This is a genomic window from Vibrio sp. A1-b2, from assembly GCF_021726015.1.
GTDB lineage: Bacteria > Pseudomonadota > Gammaproteobacteria > Enterobacterales > Vibrionaceae > Vibrio > Vibrio diazotrophicus.
The window spans coordinates 537,008-554,037 of record NZ_JAKKCI010000003.1; the positions used below are offsets into that span (position 1 = coordinate 537,008).

General features: G+C 44.9%; 14 protein-coding genes. 6 read left to right on the forward strand and 8 right to left on the reverse strand.

The annotated features are described in order from the left end of the window. Positions 1 to 45: 45 nt before the first annotated feature. From L3V23_RS09920 to deoD, 6 genes are all read right to left on the reverse strand, one after another. Positions 46 to 1,176 carry an HlyD family secretion protein gene (locus L3V23_RS09920; RefSeq protein WP_042479616.1) on the reverse strand — a complete coding sequence of 377 codons (1,131 nt, stop codon included), beginning with the start codon at positions 1,174 to 1,176 and terminating at the stop codon, positions 46 to 48. Then, positions 1,176 to 1,556, reverse strand: a complete 381-nt coding sequence (locus L3V23_RS09925) for a DUF3302 domain-containing protein (protein WP_042479618.1) — start codon at positions 1,554 to 1,556, stop codon at positions 1,176 to 1,178. Before L3V23_RS09925 ends, L3V23_RS09920 begins: the two co-directional genes overlap by 1 nt. Positions 1,557 to 1,904: 348 nt before the next feature. Next, positions 1,905 to 3,482, reverse strand: coding sequence for a GGDEF domain-containing protein (locus tag L3V23_RS09930; RefSeq protein WP_102965047.1), 1,578 nt, complete (start codon positions 3,480 to 3,482; stop codon positions 1,905 to 1,907). Positions 3,483 to 3,485: 3 nt separating this feature from the next. After that, positions 3,486 to 4,949 (reverse strand): hypothetical protein, encoded by a 1,464-nt coding sequence (locus L3V23_RS09935; RefSeq protein WP_102965306.1) that lies wholly within the window; start codon positions 4,947 to 4,949, stop codon positions 3,486 to 3,488. Positions 4,950 to 5,127: 178 nt separating this feature from the next. Further along, positions 5,128 to 6,597, reverse strand: a complete 1,470-nt coding sequence (locus L3V23_RS09940) for a lactate dehydrogenase (protein ID WP_237292281.1) — start codon at positions 6,595 to 6,597, stop codon at positions 5,128 to 5,130. 68 nt (positions 6,598 to 6,665) lie between these two features. Beyond that, complete coding sequence (deoD, locus tag L3V23_RS09945; protein WP_042479622.1) at positions 6,666 to 7,376, reverse strand: purine-nucleoside phosphorylase; 711 nt, start codon at positions 7,374 to 7,376, stop codon at positions 6,666 to 6,668. Positions 7,377 to 7,705: 329 nt separating this feature from the next. On the opposite strand from deoD, the gene L3V23_RS09950 reads away from it, so the two are divergent. Genes L3V23_RS09950 through L3V23_RS09965 form a run of 4 tightly spaced genes read left to right on the forward strand, consistent with a single transcriptional unit; the run spans position 7,706 to position 11,783 of the window. Continuing rightward, positions 7,706 to 8,659 (forward strand): DUF523 and DUF1722 domain-containing protein, encoded by a 954-nt coding sequence (locus L3V23_RS09950; RefSeq protein WP_042479623.1) that lies wholly within the window; start codon positions 7,706 to 7,708, stop codon positions 8,657 to 8,659. Continuing rightward, complete coding sequence (locus L3V23_RS09955; protein ID WP_102965045.1) at positions 8,649 to 9,452, forward strand: MerR family transcriptional regulator; 804 nt, start codon at positions 8,649 to 8,651, stop codon at positions 9,450 to 9,452. Before L3V23_RS09950 ends, L3V23_RS09955 begins: the two co-directional genes overlap by 11 nt. After that, on the forward strand, positions 9,452 to 10,879 hold the full coding sequence (gene phrB, locus L3V23_RS09960; RefSeq protein WP_102965044.1) for a deoxyribodipyrimidine photo-lyase: 1,428 nt from the start codon (positions 9,452 to 9,454) through the stop codon (positions 10,877 to 10,879). The genes L3V23_RS09955 and phrB overlap by 1 nt, the downstream gene beginning before the upstream one ends. Further along, a complete protein-coding gene (locus tag L3V23_RS09965) occupies positions 10,869 to 11,783 on the forward strand; it encodes a L,D-transpeptidase family protein (protein WP_102939810.1) in 915 nt (304 codons plus the stop codon). Before phrB ends, L3V23_RS09965 begins: the two co-directional genes overlap by 11 nt. Before the next feature lie 80 nt (positions 11,784 to 11,863). Here the strand turns inward: L3V23_RS09965 and pyrC are convergent, their stop codons facing one another. Continuing rightward, a complete protein-coding gene (gene pyrC, locus L3V23_RS09970) occupies positions 11,864 to 12,892 on the reverse strand; it encodes a dihydroorotase (protein WP_102965043.1) in 1,029 nt (342 codons plus the stop codon). Positions 12,893 to 13,174: 282 nt separating this feature from the next. Between pyrC and L3V23_RS09975 the strand changes: the two genes are divergently transcribed. Further along, entirely contained in the window at positions 13,175 to 14,995 is a 1,821-nt protein-coding gene (locus tag L3V23_RS09975; RefSeq protein WP_102965042.1) for a hybrid-cluster NAD(P)-dependent oxidoreductase, read from the forward strand. A gap of 66 nt (positions 14,996 to 15,061) precedes the next feature. Here L3V23_RS09975 and L3V23_RS09980 read toward each other — a convergent pair whose 3' ends face one another. Next, the gene (locus L3V23_RS09980; RefSeq protein WP_102965041.1) at positions 15,062 to 15,670 is read right to left on the reverse strand and encodes an AraC family transcriptional regulator; all 609 of its coding nucleotides are present in this window, start codon (positions 15,668 to 15,670) and stop codon (positions 15,062 to 15,064) included. Between the two features lie 245 nt (positions 15,671 to 15,915). Between L3V23_RS09980 and L3V23_RS09985 the strand changes: the two genes are divergently transcribed. Continuing rightward, positions 15,916 to 17,019 (forward strand): 1-acyl-sn-glycerol-3-phosphate acyltransferase, encoded by a 1,104-nt coding sequence (locus L3V23_RS09985; protein WP_102962254.1) that lies wholly within the window; start codon positions 15,916 to 15,918, stop codon positions 17,017 to 17,019. Positions 17,020 to 17,030 lie beyond the last annotated feature (11 nt).

Here is a 17,030-nt window from a genome sequence, read left to right on the forward strand (position 1 = left end):
TCATTGCTCCTTTTTACTGTCCGTTTTATCCCTTTGAAAACAGGATTAATGGTCTAGGTATAGGTAGTTTTGCCAGCTCTTCATACGAATAAGCACTTTACGCATGATAGATACGTGTTCAAAGCTATCTGAATACACCGCAATTTCGGCGCTTGAACCTAGTGGTAGATTGTATTCGCTCATATCATCAGTGAGTCTTAGTTTAACCATCACCCGGCCTTGCGTATTAATTGCCTGAGTACCCAACAGTGAACCTCTCGCCTGAACTTGCCCTTCAGCAATCGCAGGGATTACATCAACAACTTCGCCTTTGAATACTTTACCCGGAAGCGATCTAAATACGAATTCTGCTTCAAAACCCGACTGTAAACGTTGCATAGAGTTTTGGCGGAAAGCGCCGTAGAAGTAGACATCTTCGGTGTGAACGAAAGTCATTACCGGAGCTAACGGTAGCGGTACAGCCATCATACCCGGGCGTAGCGCCAGTTGAGTAACAAAGCCATCAGTAGGTGCGGTTACAACGGTTTGTTCTAGGTTGAACTGTGCTTGAGTTAGTTCTGCTTGAACGCGAGCTACGGTTGTGTTTTCACCGTTAATCTCAGACTCATACGCTAGTCGAGCAGATTCCTGACTCGCTTGCGCAGCTTCTAGAGAAGCTTGAGCCCCTTTGTATGCCTGATTGGTTGTATCGACTTGTTGAGCAGTAAATGCGCCACGTTTGAAGCCTTTTTCATAACGTTCAAACTCTCTTTTCGCTTTATCGCGAGCAGCCTCAGCTTTAGTGGTATTCGACACCGCTTCTTTGTAAACCGATTCTAACTGTAGAACTTGTTGCTGTGCTTCTGCAACCGCAGCTTCTTTACGCACAACTTCAGCTTGGAATGGTGTTGGGTCGATTTTGAACAACACATCGCCTCTCTTAAGAGGCTGGTTTGGAACCACATTCACTTCAATAACCTTGCCGCGAACACCGGATACAATAGGCGTTGTGCTATAGGCTTGACCTCCGATTGAGGTAAATGGGTGGTTGTAGTTCATAAGAAGAATCAGGGTACCAATCAGCACCACGCCACCTAATACAGCTGTAGGTACTGACCACTTGTTTAGAGGAATCTTGAAAATTTTAAAAATGGCAATACAAATCGCGGTGTAAGTCAGAATAAGTAACAAATCCATTATTTTTGCTCCTCTTCTTGAGCGGTCTCAGAAGCTTCAGGAGCTTGGTTTTGACTTAGTTTTGCGATTTCAGTTTTTAGCATGGCTACTTGTTGGGTCAATTCATCGACACGTACATGGATATCGTGTGTTTCTTCCTGAAGTTTATGGAAACCCCAGCCTCGGTCTTCGCGCCACAGTGTTGCCCAAATCCATAAGAACGGCCATAAAACGTGAAGAGTAAACAGGCTTACCCAGCCTGCCACGTGAATGGCATCTTGATGAGGGTGATTGCGCTCTTTAGCAATGTCGTACGGTATGTCATGGATGACGATGATGCCGTAGAAAATCACCAAACACACAAATACCAACATACCTAGGGCAAAATAATCTAAAAACATAGAGTGGTCCTATATAAATTGAATACTTATAGTCGTGAATAACAAAGTGCTTACCACGTAAAATCATAGCCAATTATTAATGCACAGTTGGTAACTAATTAAAGTTAAGTCACATAGCTATGAGAAAACCGCAGATGAGTACCGTTTCGCCTATTAAAGCGTAGTACGTTTTTCTTTTACACCGTAGCGTATTCTACTTGCGAATTAACACAGTTGCATACGCCTATTTGTAACTAAGTCACTCCTAACTACCTGTTCAGTGTGAAATTATTCGATCTTGGGCAAAGTATCGATTTTCAACATAGTGACACTAAGACAGGAATCAAAACTCTGCGAAATATCGAAGAACTATTCTGAACAGACTTGGTTTCGCCCATTTGCTTTTGCACGATACAAGGCTTTATCTGCACGATAGAAGGTTCTTTGCGTATTTTCGCCTTCTTTGTTTAACGTAATCCCGATACTGACGGTTAATCCTCGTTCACCAAGGATATCCTGCCAGTGATATTTGAAGATTCGTTCACGGAATGCTTCTGCAGCGGCTTGCGCTTGTTCTAACGTCATGTTTTCAAGAATGACCAAGAACTCTTCACCGCCATAGCGAACACAAGAGGCTTGCGGGAAGTTGAAGTGTTCCGCCAATTCACTTGAAACATTGACTATAGCTTTGTCACCGACAAGATGACTAAGTTCATCATTAATGGATTTAAAGTGGTCAATATCCACGACTAAGAAAGCAAAAGGGGTTTCATTGTGGAGCAGCTCTTTGAGCTTACCGTCCAACCAACGGCGGTTGTGCAATTTGGTGAGAGGATCGGTTAAGACGTCTTGTTGCAGACGCGCAACCGCATTTTTGTGGTGTTCCGTGGTCTCTTTCAGCTCTTGGTTTTCAAGTTCTGAAACGATCAATTTTAGTTGCAGTTCAAATCGCGATAAACGGCGCAACTGTGTTGCCCCAAGCTCAGCAATGGGAATTTTTTGTATTAACTCTGATTCAATATCAAACGCTTCACGCTCATAACGTAAGGCTTCTTTATAGAGACCTTGACGTTCAAAAATACGGCTGAAAGTTTTGTATAAACCTTTTTCCAACACAGGAGAAGGAAAGCGTTTCAAGCGCTTTTCAGTGCCAAACAACAGCATATTGGACAATTCTGGTTTGCCCAACTCTAGAAAACATTTTGCCCGTTCAACCCGAACCATATTGGCAAGCCAGTACGAATGAATGTTGCCCGGAGAAAACTGAATCATCGACAAGGTTCGAAGCGCTTGTTCTATCTCACCTTGGTGACGATATATCTTGGCTTCGTACAAAATGGTTTGTCCGGCAAGAATTTTGTCACTGACAAGAATACTGAGCTCTTCACACTCTTGCACCAGTTCATCAGCTTCATCAAATCGGCCGAGGCTTACATAGCAGGCAAGCATATAGAGCTTGTATCGCAATCTTAAAGAACGGCTGCTGATGGCGTGGTCAAGGCTGTCAATCTTGAGGTAATAGCTCATTGCCCTGCGATGATCACCATAGGCATCACACAAGTTACCCATGCCTAGTATTGCTAGGACATAGTCATCGATGTAACGATACTCAACAGCTAAGCCTGAAGAAGAGATGTGTTCTTGCAGTGCCTCTACGTAATCGCCATTTTCAATCAGGAGTTCCGCAAGACTGTTTTTAACCGACAGGATGAGTTCTGCGTTGTTTGAATCTAACAAATTGAGTGCAGATCTTAGCTCACTGATACTGTTCTGGATTTGTCGCATTTCAGCGTGGAACTCTGCACTGACAATAAAACAGAGTGCTTTCTCTTCTTTGGTGGAAGCTATGGTTCTGCGAACTTTGCCCCAAAAGGCAACTGCCTCTTCACCGCTTACTGATGTCGCGTCTAACCCTGCTTCTTGAACTTTATTGAGTAGTGCTTCCATCGATTATTCCTCCCAGCCCATGTCTTCAAGCTGTTCAAGGGTAAAAGGGAAGCTGACGATAGTATGAAGAGTCGTATCAGGAAGAGCACCGTGCAATTTTTTGCGCTCCCAAGGATAAATTTCAATCATTTTTTCAAGTACATCAAACATATGTTTTGCTGCTTCACCATGTTCGTTGACCAGAAGACCCAGATAATTAGCGCTTAAACGTGACAGAAGATCTTTAGAGCCACAGAGAGAATGAACGAGTTCCGTACAGGCATCCAAAAACAGTGGATTTGAATGATGAATAGAAATCACAGAAAAGGTTGAATTCATGAGGTCAACTTTATGCAGCACCATTTGTTCCCACCAGTAATTCTCAGGCACAACATTCGATAAATGCTTTTCTGTATGGAAATCATGCTGATTTCGAATTCGGTTGAGCAGCTTTATTGCGCGCTGATCAAGCTGGCGTTTGGATGTGCGGGCTTTATCAGAGCCGAGTCTCATCGTCTGCTCATGCAGCATTTGTAGCGAGTACTTTCGGTATTTCTTGAACGCTTCAAAAGCCGTTTTGTCATCGCCACTCTCTTCAGCGACGAGAGACTGCTGATAGCAAATTTGTGAAAGCAACTCACCATTGTCGAAGCTACGTGCGGTTTCTTCCGCTGAGATAAGTAGCTGGGCGGCTTGGGCTAGGTTTTTCCGCAATAACTCAATTCTCGCCCGACTGATGTAAGAGTGGGCTTTCATCCAAGACAAGTTATGAGCAACAGCTAATTTGTGCGCCTTCTGCGTGGCTTGTTGCGCATCTTCGATGCGTTCAAGTCCTAAAAGAGCTAAACCTCGGAAATCCCAAACTTCTGCCTGCCAAGTTTTATCATGGTGTCCGATAAGTGCTTCATCAGCGCCATCGAGCACGGTGAGCATATCGACATATTGCTCAAGCAAGTACAAATCCCATGCCCATAAAATACGGGCTTTGCCTTCTAGCCACGAGATATCCATATTGTGGGCGACTTTGGCAGCAAGCTGGTGGGTTGAACACGCTTGGTCATATTGCTTAGTGATGCGCCAAATATTGCCTAATCCAATCAAGCTTTCTATCAGCACTTCAATTTCGTCGACCAACGCCGATTGCTCTAAAGCGTTAATCCAAAATTGTTGAGCGGTATAGTATTTGGCTTGACCCCAGAATTGGAGCGCATGAACATGAAGAATTTCAGGAAGGAACTCGTCAGTATCGAGACTATTTTGATACTGATACGCTTCTTTGATGTACTTTAAGCCTCGGCGGTAATCCATTTCACACCAAGCACAGCGAGACATAATGATCAGCGCTTGAATAATGCCATCGTGAAACTGGGATTGTTTGGCTTGGACAAGGGCATTTTCTGCCACAGCCAATACTTCCGCAGGCTCAGACTCGATACGGAGTTTAAGCTGTTTAAGTTCTGATAATAAAAGGTACTGGCTTTGATCCAAATCCATTACTTCCTGGCTGTACGACTCACATGACATCTTTCAATGTGTTGCCACTTGTCCGCAATGCGCGTCGTTTAAATATCAGTGCCATTTAGCACCAATTAGGCGGCAGATCGGAAATGTTTATGATTTTGCTCGTGTATAAATTTGTGCTTCCTCACACTCCACGTCTAAACATTCAGGACAAGAGCTCTTTTAACGTCAAAGGCTTCTGAGTTAATCCTAGGTTTTGTGCAGCAGTGTTTCCATGTTTATCTTGGTAGCATAGATTGTGCCAAGCGCGGTAAATATCGAGTAAAGGCTGCAGCCCTCCGGGACGTAACTTGCGTCTAGGCTCGTTGATAAAAGACTCAAACAGCAGCTGAAAACGTTGCTGATAAAACTCAGTCTGTTTTATTGAAGCCTTTTGCAACCAAGCTTCTGGCTCTGGATTCGCCCCCGCAAGATAGCAGATTCCTTTGGAGCCTTTTTCTTGATGAGCTATCGCCCATCTGTCTCGCCACCAGCCCATTAGGACAATATCAACTTTGTCAAAAGATTGGGCTTCTTGCCAGTTGTCGTCTTCCTCTACGTACATCAAGTCAACGTTTTGACGTCGGATTCTTGATAGGCAAACACTCAAAGCTGCTGAGCGCAGAATCGGATCCTGAGGCATGAATATCGATACGTGTTTATCCATATCGCACATGTCCAAGACATGCAGGTAATGCGCATACGAGGTATAGGGTGGACGAATCAAAGCGCCTTTTGACGGGTAGTTAAAGGTGGAAAGATTACCCATTGGGTCTTCAACATTGCCGCGAGCCAGTATCGTTTGATATTGCTGATCTATACGCTCTCTCAATACAGGTGAAGGCTCAGGTTGTGGAACGTTCGCTTCCGAAGAGTGGTCTCTTGAAACGAATCGAGCTGGAAATTCATAAGGGTTGTGATCCACTGAGCCAATAGGTTCTTCTTTTGCTGAATAGTTGACGTGCTGGCAAAGAATATACCCTGTGTTTGCTTCTCCCGTTGCTATCCAAAGCACGCCATTGTTGCTTTTAGGTTGCAGAGCCATGTAATGAGAGGAGAACTGAAAACTGCTGGCGTGGTTAACCCAACGCGCGTCGATCATGGCGAGTTTTCTTCGGCAGCGACTGGCGATATGTTCAATATGATCGTAGAAGGTTTTCGGGTTGATGCTCAGTTTACGGCAGATTTCTCGTACCGAATAACCCATGAAAAGTAACCCGAATAAGGTTTCTTGGAACAAGAGTTTTTTGTTCGCACCAGACCACTTATCGACAAAAGTAGAGTGACATGATTTGCAGCGATAGCGTTGACGATCGCCACTGTAGCCGAAGGCATGATAAAGATGTTTGTGTGTATGAACAGAAAGCCCAGCGTTTTCACATTCTAGATTGCGACAGGCGGGTAAGCCGTCACTGTGAAGCTGACGTAAACGAACCAGTTCGTTGAGGACTTCTTTGTTATTAAGTAAGGGGGGGAAAGCACCGCACTCACGACAAACCATCGTTGGACGCTTAGGATTTGCGCGTTGCAAAACATACCGTTCTGCATCACTCAAACCAAAGTTGTCACACGCCAATGTTTTACAAAAGTTGAGCTGCAAGCCATCAGCGTCCGCAGGTAATTGGTCGGTCGACACGATCTCCCCCTCGGTAATTTGGAAGGGTGCCAAGCGCGCTACTCGGCAACCCTAAAGTAAATTTTGAATTACATGGTGATAGCTGTTTCAAGTGCTACTTGCATCATTTCATGGAAAGATTTCTGACGCTCTTCTGCACTGAGTTTTTCACCACGTAGAATATGGTCTGATACGGTCAGGATGGTCAGAGCGCGAGCGCCCAAATCCGCAGCCACACCGTAAATACCTGCAGCTTCCATATCAACACCTAGGATGCCTAGTTTTTTCATCTTCTCGAAAATTTCTGGCTCTGGAGTGTAGAAAAGGTCTGCAGAGAAAATATTACCTACTTTAACCGATACATTTTGAGCACGAGCTTGAGCAACAGCCGCTTCTAGTAGATCGAAATCAGCGATTGCAGCAAAGTCATGGTTGCTAAAACGGATACGGTTAACTTTAGAGTCAGTAGATGCACCCATACCGATAACCACGTCCATCAGTTTAACGTCGTCACGTACAGCACCACAGCTACCTACACGAATTACGTTTTTCACACCGTATTCAGCAATCAGTTCGTGAACGTAGATACAGCATGACGGAATACCCATACCGTGACCCATTACAGAAACTTTTTTGCCTTTATATGTGCCGGTGTAGCCGAACATATTACGTACGTCACACACTTGCTTCACGTCTTCAAGGTAAGTATCCGCGATGAATTTTGCACGAAGCGGGTCACCTGGCATCAGGACTGTTTCAGCGAAATCACCAGGTTGTGCGTTAATGTGTGGGGTTGCCATAATTGTTCTCCAAAAATGTTCAGCCAGTTAAACAGTATTGTATGTCAAATTACTAATTCTGTTGACTGAGGATTTGTCTGTTGGCGCAATATTAGTGAGTAATAACTGGGTTTCTTGCGATTTTGGTCACAAAAAAAGCGAGTGCGATGCATTGTCTAACGGTTGATAACGAAAAGTGTTGAAATTGATAGAGCAATCGATACAGGAAAACGTTGGCTTTATTTGTACGAATTTTAAAATTGTATAACTAGTTTTAAATGTGCTATAACTTGTACAAAGTTTTCTTTTGTATAATTGTTGTTATTCACTTGAGAGAAGAGGGCGCTGATATGGCTGATTCACCTATTTTGTTGGGCATTAGTGCTTGTGTTCTTGGTCAGAACGTTCGTTTTGATTCCGGTCATAAAGCCAGTCAATTTGTTAATAAAGAACTCGCGCCCTATTTCGAGTTTGTTCCCGTTTGCCCAGAAGTAGGGATGGGGTTACCGGTGCCTCGCCCACCAATACGCTTAATCTCTAATGATGAACGTATTTCTCTGGTTGAAACTAAAGATCCAACCAAAGACCACACCGCGGGTTTACTGCAATATTCTGAGCAGAAAATAAACCAACTGATGGATATGCATTTGTGCGGCTACATCGTGTGTGCGAAATCGCCTTCTTGCGGTATGGAAAAAGTCAAAGTGTATAAATCCCATGAAGCTGAAAAGAGTGGTGTTGGGCTTTACACGCAAATGTTGATGGAAAAAATGCCTTGGCTTCCGGTGGAAGAAGACGGAAGACTCAATGATGCGGTGTTAAAGGAAAACTTTATTACACGTGTTTATTGCCTGCATGACTTCTATCAAACGTTGGGTAAAGAACCAACCGCCGGTAAAGTCGTGGCATTCCACTCTCGTTATAAGCTTACTTTGATGGCTCATCACCCAACCTCTTATCGTGAGCTGGGACGGTTAGTGGCAAATGTGGCAAACTACGCGCCCGACGAATTTATTGAGTTGTATCGTTTAGGTTTGATGCAAGCTTTGAAAATCAGAGCCAGCAGAAAGAATCACACTAACGTGTTGATGCATCTTCAGGGCTACTTTAAACGTTCGCTTGATAAGTCTCAGAAAAAAGAACTCTCAGAAGTTATTCATGATTACAGAAAGGGTATGTTGCCGCTGCTCGCGCCAATTACCCTGATTAAGCACTATTTGACGTTATATCCAGATTCTTACCTGATGCAGCAGCGCTATCTGGACCCATATCCACAGGAGTTAAAGTTACGCTATGGCTTATGAACAAAAGCTATACGCTATTCGTGAAGTAGCAGAATTAACCGGTGTTAAGCCTGTAACACTAAGAGCTTGGCAACGCCGATACAATTTGGTTCAGCCGCAAAGAACGGAAAAAGGCCATCGTTTATTTAACCAAGAAAATATCGATAGCATTAAAGAGATTCAGGGATGGCTGGCTAAAGGCGTATCCATAGGCAAAGTCAGCGAGTTGCTGAAAGGCGGCGTTCCTACTGATGAGTTACAGCAGGAAACGCGAGTACAACTGGAAGAGTGTGAGCAGTTACTTACGGCGCTCTCTCAACTCAACCGAGGTAAGTCAGAGAACATTATTGCCACGGTAATGAAAGAGTATCCGTTAGATATTGTTGAGAGCCAGTTTGCGTTTCCGGTGATTGATGCTTTAGAGCGAGTGAAAGGCCCTTTGCGCTCTCTGCAAAAAGGTCTGTTTCAATCTCTGATGATCAATAAGCTTTCATCGATTCTGGAAGCAGAAAACAAAGCGGCTCATAAAGGTAAATGTTTATGTGTTAGTTATGATCCGGTGGGTAGCTTGCTGGCTTGGCTCTGGGCGGTTACATGGTCCGAGAAGGGCTACAATGTGACGTTTCTTGATGGTGTTGAAGACGTCTCAGGGCTGGTGGGTAGTGAAGCAGTTGAATCATACAGTGCATTGGCATTGTTCTCTCATAAATCACTGGCAGACGCTCAGATGACTGCGATCGATAAGCTGCGTAAGCAATTTAACGATCAATGCTATCTGTCTGACGTGCTGCAAACACTCAATGGATTGGATTAGTGAAACTTGTTTGGTTACGCCGAGATTTAAGAGCCGTTGATAATACGGCTCTTAATAGCGCAATTGCGAGCGGAGAACCTGTCACCGCTGTCTTTATCGCCACGCCTGAGCAATGGCATCAACATCATATGGCTCCCCGTCAGGCTGATTTTATCTATCGTCGGCTGAGTGCTCTGCAACAAGAGCTTAAAGCGCTTAATATTCCGCTGCTTTATAAGGAAGTGAGTGATTTTGAGCAATCGGCAAACAGCATTGTTGAGATAGCGAAGCTGTGTGAAGCGAACGAAGTCTTGGTCAATCAAGATTACGAAGTGAATGAGCAGGTGCGAGATAAACAAGCTCAATCCGAATTAGCACAACAAGGTATCGGATGGCAGTCGTATCACGACAAATGCATCATCCCCGCAGGCAGTCTTCTCAATAAACAAGGCCAATATTTCAAGGTATTTACGCCTTTTAAAAAGGCTTGGCTTGCTGTGGCTGGCGTACCCATCATTTCTGCTACCCAAAGTGCAGCCAAAGCAGCATTAGAGAAAGCAGTGCAACCTCTGGTTTGGAACCTACAGCAGTTATTTAGTTATCCAAGAGAAGACAGCTCTGGCTGGGAAGTCGATTTTGAGTCGATTCGATCGCAACTGAGATCATTCTGCCAAGAGCGTATGGACAGTTACCACGAGCAACGAGATTTTCCTGCCATAGATGGCACCAGCAGCTTATCGCCATACTTGGCGATAGGTGCGTTGTCGGCAAGGCAATGTATGGCGAGGCTTTACGCTGAATCCAAAATGGGCTTTTTGTCTCAAGGCGCTCAAACATGGCTGAGTGAGTTGATTTGGCGCGAGTTTTATCAGCACTTACTTACTTTTGAGCCTAAGTTGTGCAAAGGAAAAGATTTCCTCTACTGGGGGCGTTATGTGAAATGGTGGCAGGAGCACAATGATTTTGAACGTTGGTGTCGGGGAGAAACGGGCTACCCAATTGTGGATGCGGCCATGAGACAACTGAATCAAACGGGGTGGATGCATAACCGCTTACGAATGATCGTTGCCAGCTTTCTGACCAAAGATCTGCATATCGACTGGCGTTGGGGCGAACGCTATTTTATGAGCAAGCTTATTGATGGTGACTACGCGGCAAACAACGGCGGCTGGCAGTGGTGTGCATCAACGGGGTGTGATGGTCAGCCGTATTTTCGAATCTTTAACCCTATCACTCAAGGTGAGAAATTTGATGGCAGCGGAGCGTTCATTCGCCACTGGATTCCGGAGTTGAGTTCGGTACCCGACAAATATATTCACGCACCTTGGTTATGGTCGGGTGTTAACTCGGTGTTATATCCTTCTCCAATAGTTGATCATAAAGCGGAAAGAGAAGTAACCTTAGACATGTATAAGCAGGCAAGGGATAAAGATATACATGTTGCGTAAGTTATTGGTCATTGGTTGCATAGTGGCGTCCAGTTTTATGACAAAGGTGTTTGCAGCTACTTATGACTTTCCGATGGAAGGAAGCAGCATGGTGGGAAATGCCCAATACCATGTGATTGAAAAAGGCGAAACATTAGCGCAAATCGCCAAGCAGTATGACATCGGTTTTTTAGGCTTGATGGCTGCGAATAAAGGCGTTGACCCTTTCCTTCCGCAAGAAGGTTATGTACTGACTATTCCGTCGCAAATCATTTTACCCATGGTGCCTTATGAAGGCATCGTGGTGAATCTTGCTGAACTGCGTCTTTACTACTTCAAGCCTGAAGAGAGAAAGGTACATATTTTTCCTGTAGGTATCGGTCGAATCGGACGTGATACGCCTGAAATGGAAACCAAGATCAGCCAGAAACGACCAAATCCAACTTGGACTCCACCGGACTCTATTCGAAAAGAATATCTGCAAAAAGGCATTGAGCTGCCAAAAGTTGTCCCTTCAGGCCCTGAGAACCCATTAGGTGAATACGCGCTTCGCCTTGCATTTGGTAATGGTGACTATCTGATACATGGTACCAATAAAGATTTTGGCATTGGTTTACGTGTAAGTTCTGGTTGTATCCGTATGGAGCCGAAAGATATCGAGTGGTTGTTCAATCAGGTTGAGCGAGGCGAAAAGGTTCGCATCATTGACGAACCAGTCAAAGTGGCATTGGAACCTGACAGAAGTGTTTTCGTTGAAGCGCACGAACCACTGACTCGCAGCGATGGCAGCAAGAAAGATCTCGTGTTACCAGTAGAGCTAAAATGGTGGCTGGATGAGTTTGATAAGTCGGAAGTGAAAGCAAAAGCGGTGATACTGGCGCAAAACGGAGTGCCGGTCGAAGTGGTTGCTCCAGAGTTTGATTAAGCTTAGTTCGCTAAAATAGCGAAAGTTGCATATGAAAAAGCCGCCTTACAGGGCGGCTTTTTCATTCAAGCAGAGCAGTGTTAAGCAACTTGCCACTGAATTGCTTCTCCAGCGCGAATTGGAACCACAGTTTCGCCGCCAAAAGGCATGCTTGCAGGAACTTCCCAAGACGCTTTGGTTAGAGTCACAGTGTCTGTGTTGCGTGGAACACCGTAGAAGTCTGGACCATTGTGGCTAGCGAATGCTTCCAGATTTTCAAGTTTACCTTCTTGCTCGAATACTTCGGCGTACAGTTCCAGTGCCGCGTGAGCAGTGTATGAACCTGCACAACCACAAGCCGCTTCTTTCTTGCCTTTAGCGTGAGGCGCTGAGTCTGTTCCTAAGAAAAACTTCTTGTTGCCAGACGTTGCTGCCGCGACAAGCGCGTGTTGGTGAGTTGCACGCTTCAAAATAGGCAGGCAGAACAGGTGAGGGCGAATACCGCCAACCAACATATGGTTGCGGTTAAACAGCAAGTGGTGAGCAGTAATGGTTGCTGCTACGTTGTCTGAAGCGTTCTTTACAAAGTTAACCGCTTCTGCAGTTGTAATGTGTTCTAGAACGATTTTAAGGTTCGGGAAATCATTCACGATTGGCGCAAGAACGGTTTCTAAGAAGGTCTTTTCACGGTCAAAAATGTCGACTTCGTGAGTGGTCACTTCGCCGTGAACCAGCAGCAACATACCTTCTTCTTGCATTGCTTGCAGAACTGGGTAAATGTTTTTCGCGTTAGTCACACCCGAGTCAGAGTTGGTCGTTGCACCCGCTGGGTAGAGTTTTGCTGCAACTACAGCACCAGACGCTTTCGCTTGGCGAATATCATCAGCTGAGGTGTTATCGGTTAAATACAAAGACATCAAAGGTTGGAACGTAGCACTTGGATTTTGCGCCATGATGCGATCACGGTAAGCAAGCGCCATTTCGGTATTGGTCACGGGTGGGACTGTGTTTGGCATAATAAGCGCGCGTCCGTTGTAACGGCTGATATCACGCACAGTATCAGCAAGAACTTCGCCATCGCGAAGGTGAACGTGCCAGTCGTCAGGACGAGTGATCGTAAGTGTTGTCATGAATTGCTCCCACCATGAAGTCATTGGAATGATTGGAGCCTAAAAAGAAATTTTGCGTTACGCAAACGCTTCCGTTTAGGCGACAGGATGATAGAGTAATTGGCTTCTCATTTCATCTTTTAATTTGTCAGTTCTGTTTGTTTACAGCAGTTTCTCGCGCCTAATAGATTGAAACGATAGCGTATTTGTGTCATTCATAGCCCTGTTCTGTGATCACTGGAAGCGAGACGCCTAGGTGGCTCGGATATTTATTTTGTTTAACCATACGTAAGGATGTGTGTCATGTCGTCAGCGGTACTTTCTCAAATCAATGTGTATCCAGTGAAATCGGTGGGTGGACTCTCTTTATCTACCGCATGGGTTGAGAAACAAGGATTGATGTTTGACCGACGATTTATGCTGGCACTCGCTGATGGCAGTATGGTGACAGCCCGTAAATACCCGCAAATGGTAAAGATTCGATCTAGTCTGACGCCAGATGGACTGATATTTAGCGCACAGGGAAAATCGCCACTGACGATTCGTTACGCCGACTTTAAAATGCAGGAGTCGCCGGCAACGGTCTGGGATGACAGCTTTATTGCGTATACCACAACAGATGAAGCAGACGACTGGTTCAGTGACATTATGGGACAGCGTGTTGAGCTGTTGTTCACTGGTCAACAGTCCAATCGTGTTCGTGAGAAGTTCGGCCATAACGTCAGCTTTGCGGATGGTTACCCGCTATTGATTATTAGCCAAGGCTCTCTGGATGAGTTGAACCGTCGCAGTCCTGAACATCACAGCATGGATCAGTTCCGTACCAATCTTGTTGTATCAGGTACGGAACCATTTGCGGAAGATGGTTGGAAGCGTATCCGTATTGGTAAGGTGGAATTCGAGGCTCTGAAGCCTTGTGAACGTTGCATTATGACGACGGTGGATCTCGAAAAAGGCCAATATCGCCCAACCAAAGAACCACTGCGTACCCTTTCCCAGTTTCGTGCTAACGAGCGCGGCGGCGTATTCTTCGGCCAGAATCTTGTTGCCAGAAATGAAGGTATGATTCATGCGGGAGACAAGATAGAAGTTCTAGAATACAAAGAGAAAGAGTACTACCCAGATTTAGGGCAGCGTCACTACCTGATGACTTGTGTTGAGCGTGAAGAAATTGCTCGCGATTTTGTGACTTTCTGGCTGGAGCCTCAACACGGCGTGTTGCCGAATTACCAGCCCGGTCAACACTTGCCAATTGAGATTGTTGTCGATGGTGAAAACATTGGTCGCTTTTATACTTTGTCTTCCAGCCCTTCTCGTCCGGGACGGCTGGCAATTTCTATTAAGCGTATCGATGGCGGCCGTGTCTCGAACTGGTTGCTTGATAACTTGCAGGTTGGTGACACATTAACAACCCAGACGCCTGACGGCAGCTTTCATTTAACCTCTGAACATCATAATCAGCCCCTGTTGCTACTTTCAGCGGGAAGCGGCGTGACGCCTATGCTGTCTATGCTGCGTTATCTGGCGGATAACCAGCAGATGCGAGATGTGGTGTTCTATCATCAATGTCGTTCTGTTGAAGACATTCCATGTCGAGAAGAACTAGATCAACTAGAACTTGCTCATCCCGAGCTGAAGGTGTTTATTTCTCTCTCCCAACCATCAGTTGACTGGTTTGGTTTGAAAGGACGTTTATCTCTGTCACACCTCAAACAGGTGAAAGATGTTGCTTCTCGCCAAGTGTTTGTATGTGGCCCTGATGGGTTTATGCAAAAAGCCAAGAACTTATTGCTTAAACTAGGTGTGGCTGAAAACGCTTATCACCAAGAAGCCTTTGGTGTAGCGCAGCAAACCGTCAGAGAGTTTAAAACCTTACAGTTAAGTGTTAACGGCAATCTGTTTGAAGGAAATAACCAAAGCACCCTGTTAGAGCAAGCTGAAGCCGCAGGCGTTCCTATTGCAAACAGTTGTCGCGCCGGATTCTGCGGTGCCTGTAAAGTGAAGGTTGAATCGGGCAAAGTTCATCAGCCAGATGTTCCGGCATTGCAAGATCACGAACGTAATATGGGAATGGCTTTAGCGTGTTGCTGTGTACCAGAAACGGATATTGAAGTGGTCAACTAGGCGCTTTTCTTCGCCTTATAAAAAAACAGCCAACTATTATTAGCTGGCTGTTTTTTTTATCTTCTTTTAAAGAGATTTGCCAAGCACTAACTGGCACATTTGTTCGAACTGCACGGCATTGCCTGAAAACAGTTCATCAATCACCATCTGGGTTTTTATGCCAGAGAGTTTGCGCTTCATGGCTTCTCTTACGAGTAAAGCAACATGATGTTCTTTGTTGACGGTTCCCTGCTGATTCGGCTGCCAGCGAGCAAACTGTTGGCTTAAGCTATTTTCTACAAGCTTTGGCTCAAGTTTTTTGACTTCATCTTTGAGTACTTGCAACAAATGCGGGTACACTTCGTCACCTGCATTGGTCGACTGTATGCGACTAAGCAGCGCCGAACTTAATTCTGTCAGTGTGATGAATCCAGATTGATGAGGAAAATCATCTCGCAGACGAACTGAAAAATCGACTCGAGTGATGTGAGTATTTGGCAAAAAGGTGAGGGAGCATAAACATTCGATAGGGATCCAAATCGCTTGTCCTGCTTCAATGGCGTACTCTTGTTTGCCCAATTTGAATAGAGCAAGGCCATTGTTAACCTTGACTAAACTATGCTTTGTTGCGCGCTTACGCGGTGTGACTTCCAGATATGGAAATAAGCAGGTTTCAGATTGAATAGCGTAGTTCATACAAGGCCTCATAAAATTAAGGGCGCTAAGATTAACGTTTATCCACTCAAAAGCCAAATATCGAGTTGTGGATCTCTTAGCTGCGGCCTAACCGCAATGCCTATCAGTTAGGAGATAGAAGGAAAACAGACAGAAACTTATTTTTGATTTTCTGGTCTGACCTTGTAATTTATGTGCTTATGATAGCTGCGAGCTAATGCGAGTGCGCGTAGAATAAGCCAGTTTTTTATTTGATGTACGAGAATATGACTTCAACCACCGACCCGTATCAAGAGATTCGTCCCTATAACGACGAAGAAATTCCCGCAGCCATCGAACGTCTAATTAATGATGAAGAATTTATCACAGCGATTCTCGATCATCGTTTTGAGCGTCAACCTTCATGGCTAAAAATGATGATGGGCCCATTCGTAAAAGCTTACCTTAAGTTTAAGTGGGCAAAGCTGACTTCGGTTGATGCCATTCAGCTAGAAGTGAAAAAGTATTTAGAAAAAACGTTGGAACACACCACCAAAGGTGTGACTTACAGTGGCTTGAACAAACTGGATAAGAATACTGCTTACTTGTTTGTGTCTAATCACCGTGATATCGCGATGGATCCTGCGTTGGTTAACTACGGTTTGTATGAGTCAGGGCACCGTACAGTTCGTATTGCGATTGGCGATAACTTACTGAAGAAGCCTTGTGCAACAGAACTGATGCGATTGAACAAAAGCTTTATCGTTAAGCGTTCGGCCAAAGCTCCACGTGAAATGATGAAAGCGCTGGGTACTCTGTCTGGCTATATCAAGCACTCTTTGGATACAGGGCATTCAATCTGGATTGCTCAAAAAGAAGGTCGCGCTAAAGACGGTAACGATTTTACCGATCCAGCGATCCTAAAAATGTTTAACGTCGAAGGTCGCAAACAGAAAGTTGAGTTTTCTGAGTACATTAAATCGCTAAGAATTGTGCCTGTTTCAATTTCTTATGAAAACGATCCTTGTGATATTGCCAAGGCGCGCGAGCTTTACGAAAAAGCAACTCATGGTAAATACGAAAAAGGCGAATTTGAAGATATCGAAAGTATCATTCAGGGCATCATCGGCGACAAAGGTCGAGTTCATGTCGCATTTGGCGAGGTGATCACTGAGACTTACGAAACGCCGGAAGAACTTGCACAAGAGATTGACCGTCAAATCCACGCTAACTACAAGCTATACCCAATTAACTTGTTAGCGGCTGGTCGTGAAGATGCAGACATTACACCCGCGGTAAAAGCGAAATTGGAACAAAAGTTGTCTCAGATTCCACTGAACGCTCATCAGTACTTGCTTGATAGCTACGCAAATCCAGTGCGTAATCAATAGCGAGCAAAGTT

Coding starts and splice junctions, on each gene's coding strand:
- L3V23_RS09920 (WP_042479616.1), bottom strand. CDS start 1,176: ATGGATTTGTTACTTATTCTGACTTACACCGCGATTTGTATTGCCATT.
- L3V23_RS09925 (WP_042479618.1), bottom strand. CDS start 1,556: ATGTTTTTAGATTATTTTGCCCTAGGTATGTTGGTATTTGTGTGTTTG.
- L3V23_RS09930 (WP_102965047.1), bottom strand. CDS start 3,482: ATGGAAGCACTACTCAATAAAGTTCAAGAAGCAGGGTTAGACGCGACA.
- deoD (WP_042479622.1), bottom strand. CDS start 7,376: ATGGCAACCCCACACATTAACGCACAACCTGGTGATTTCGCTGAAACA.
- L3V23_RS09950 (WP_042479623.1), top strand. CDS start 7,706: ATGGCTGATTCACCTATTTTGTTGGGCATTAGTGCTTGTGTTCTTGGT.
- L3V23_RS09955 (WP_102965045.1), top strand. CDS start 8,649: ATGGCTTATGAACAAAAGCTATACGCTATTCGTGAAGTAGCAGAATTA.
- L3V23_RS09965 (WP_102939810.1), top strand. CDS start 10,869: ATGTTGCGTAAGTTATTGGTCATTGGTTGCATAGTGGCGTCCAGTTTT.
- pyrC (WP_102965043.1), bottom strand. CDS start 12,892: ATGACAACACTTACGATCACTCGTCCTGACGACTGGCACGTTCACCTT.
- L3V23_RS09975 (WP_102965042.1), top strand. CDS start 13,175: ATGTCGTCAGCGGTACTTTCTCAAATCAATGTGTATCCAGTGAAATCG.
- L3V23_RS09980 (WP_102965041.1), bottom strand. CDS start 15,670: ATGAACTACGCTATTCAATCTGAAACCTGCTTATTTCCATATCTGGAA.
- L3V23_RS09985 (WP_102962254.1), top strand. CDS start 15,916: ATGACTTCAACCACCGACCCGTATCAAGAGATTCGTCCCTATAACGAC.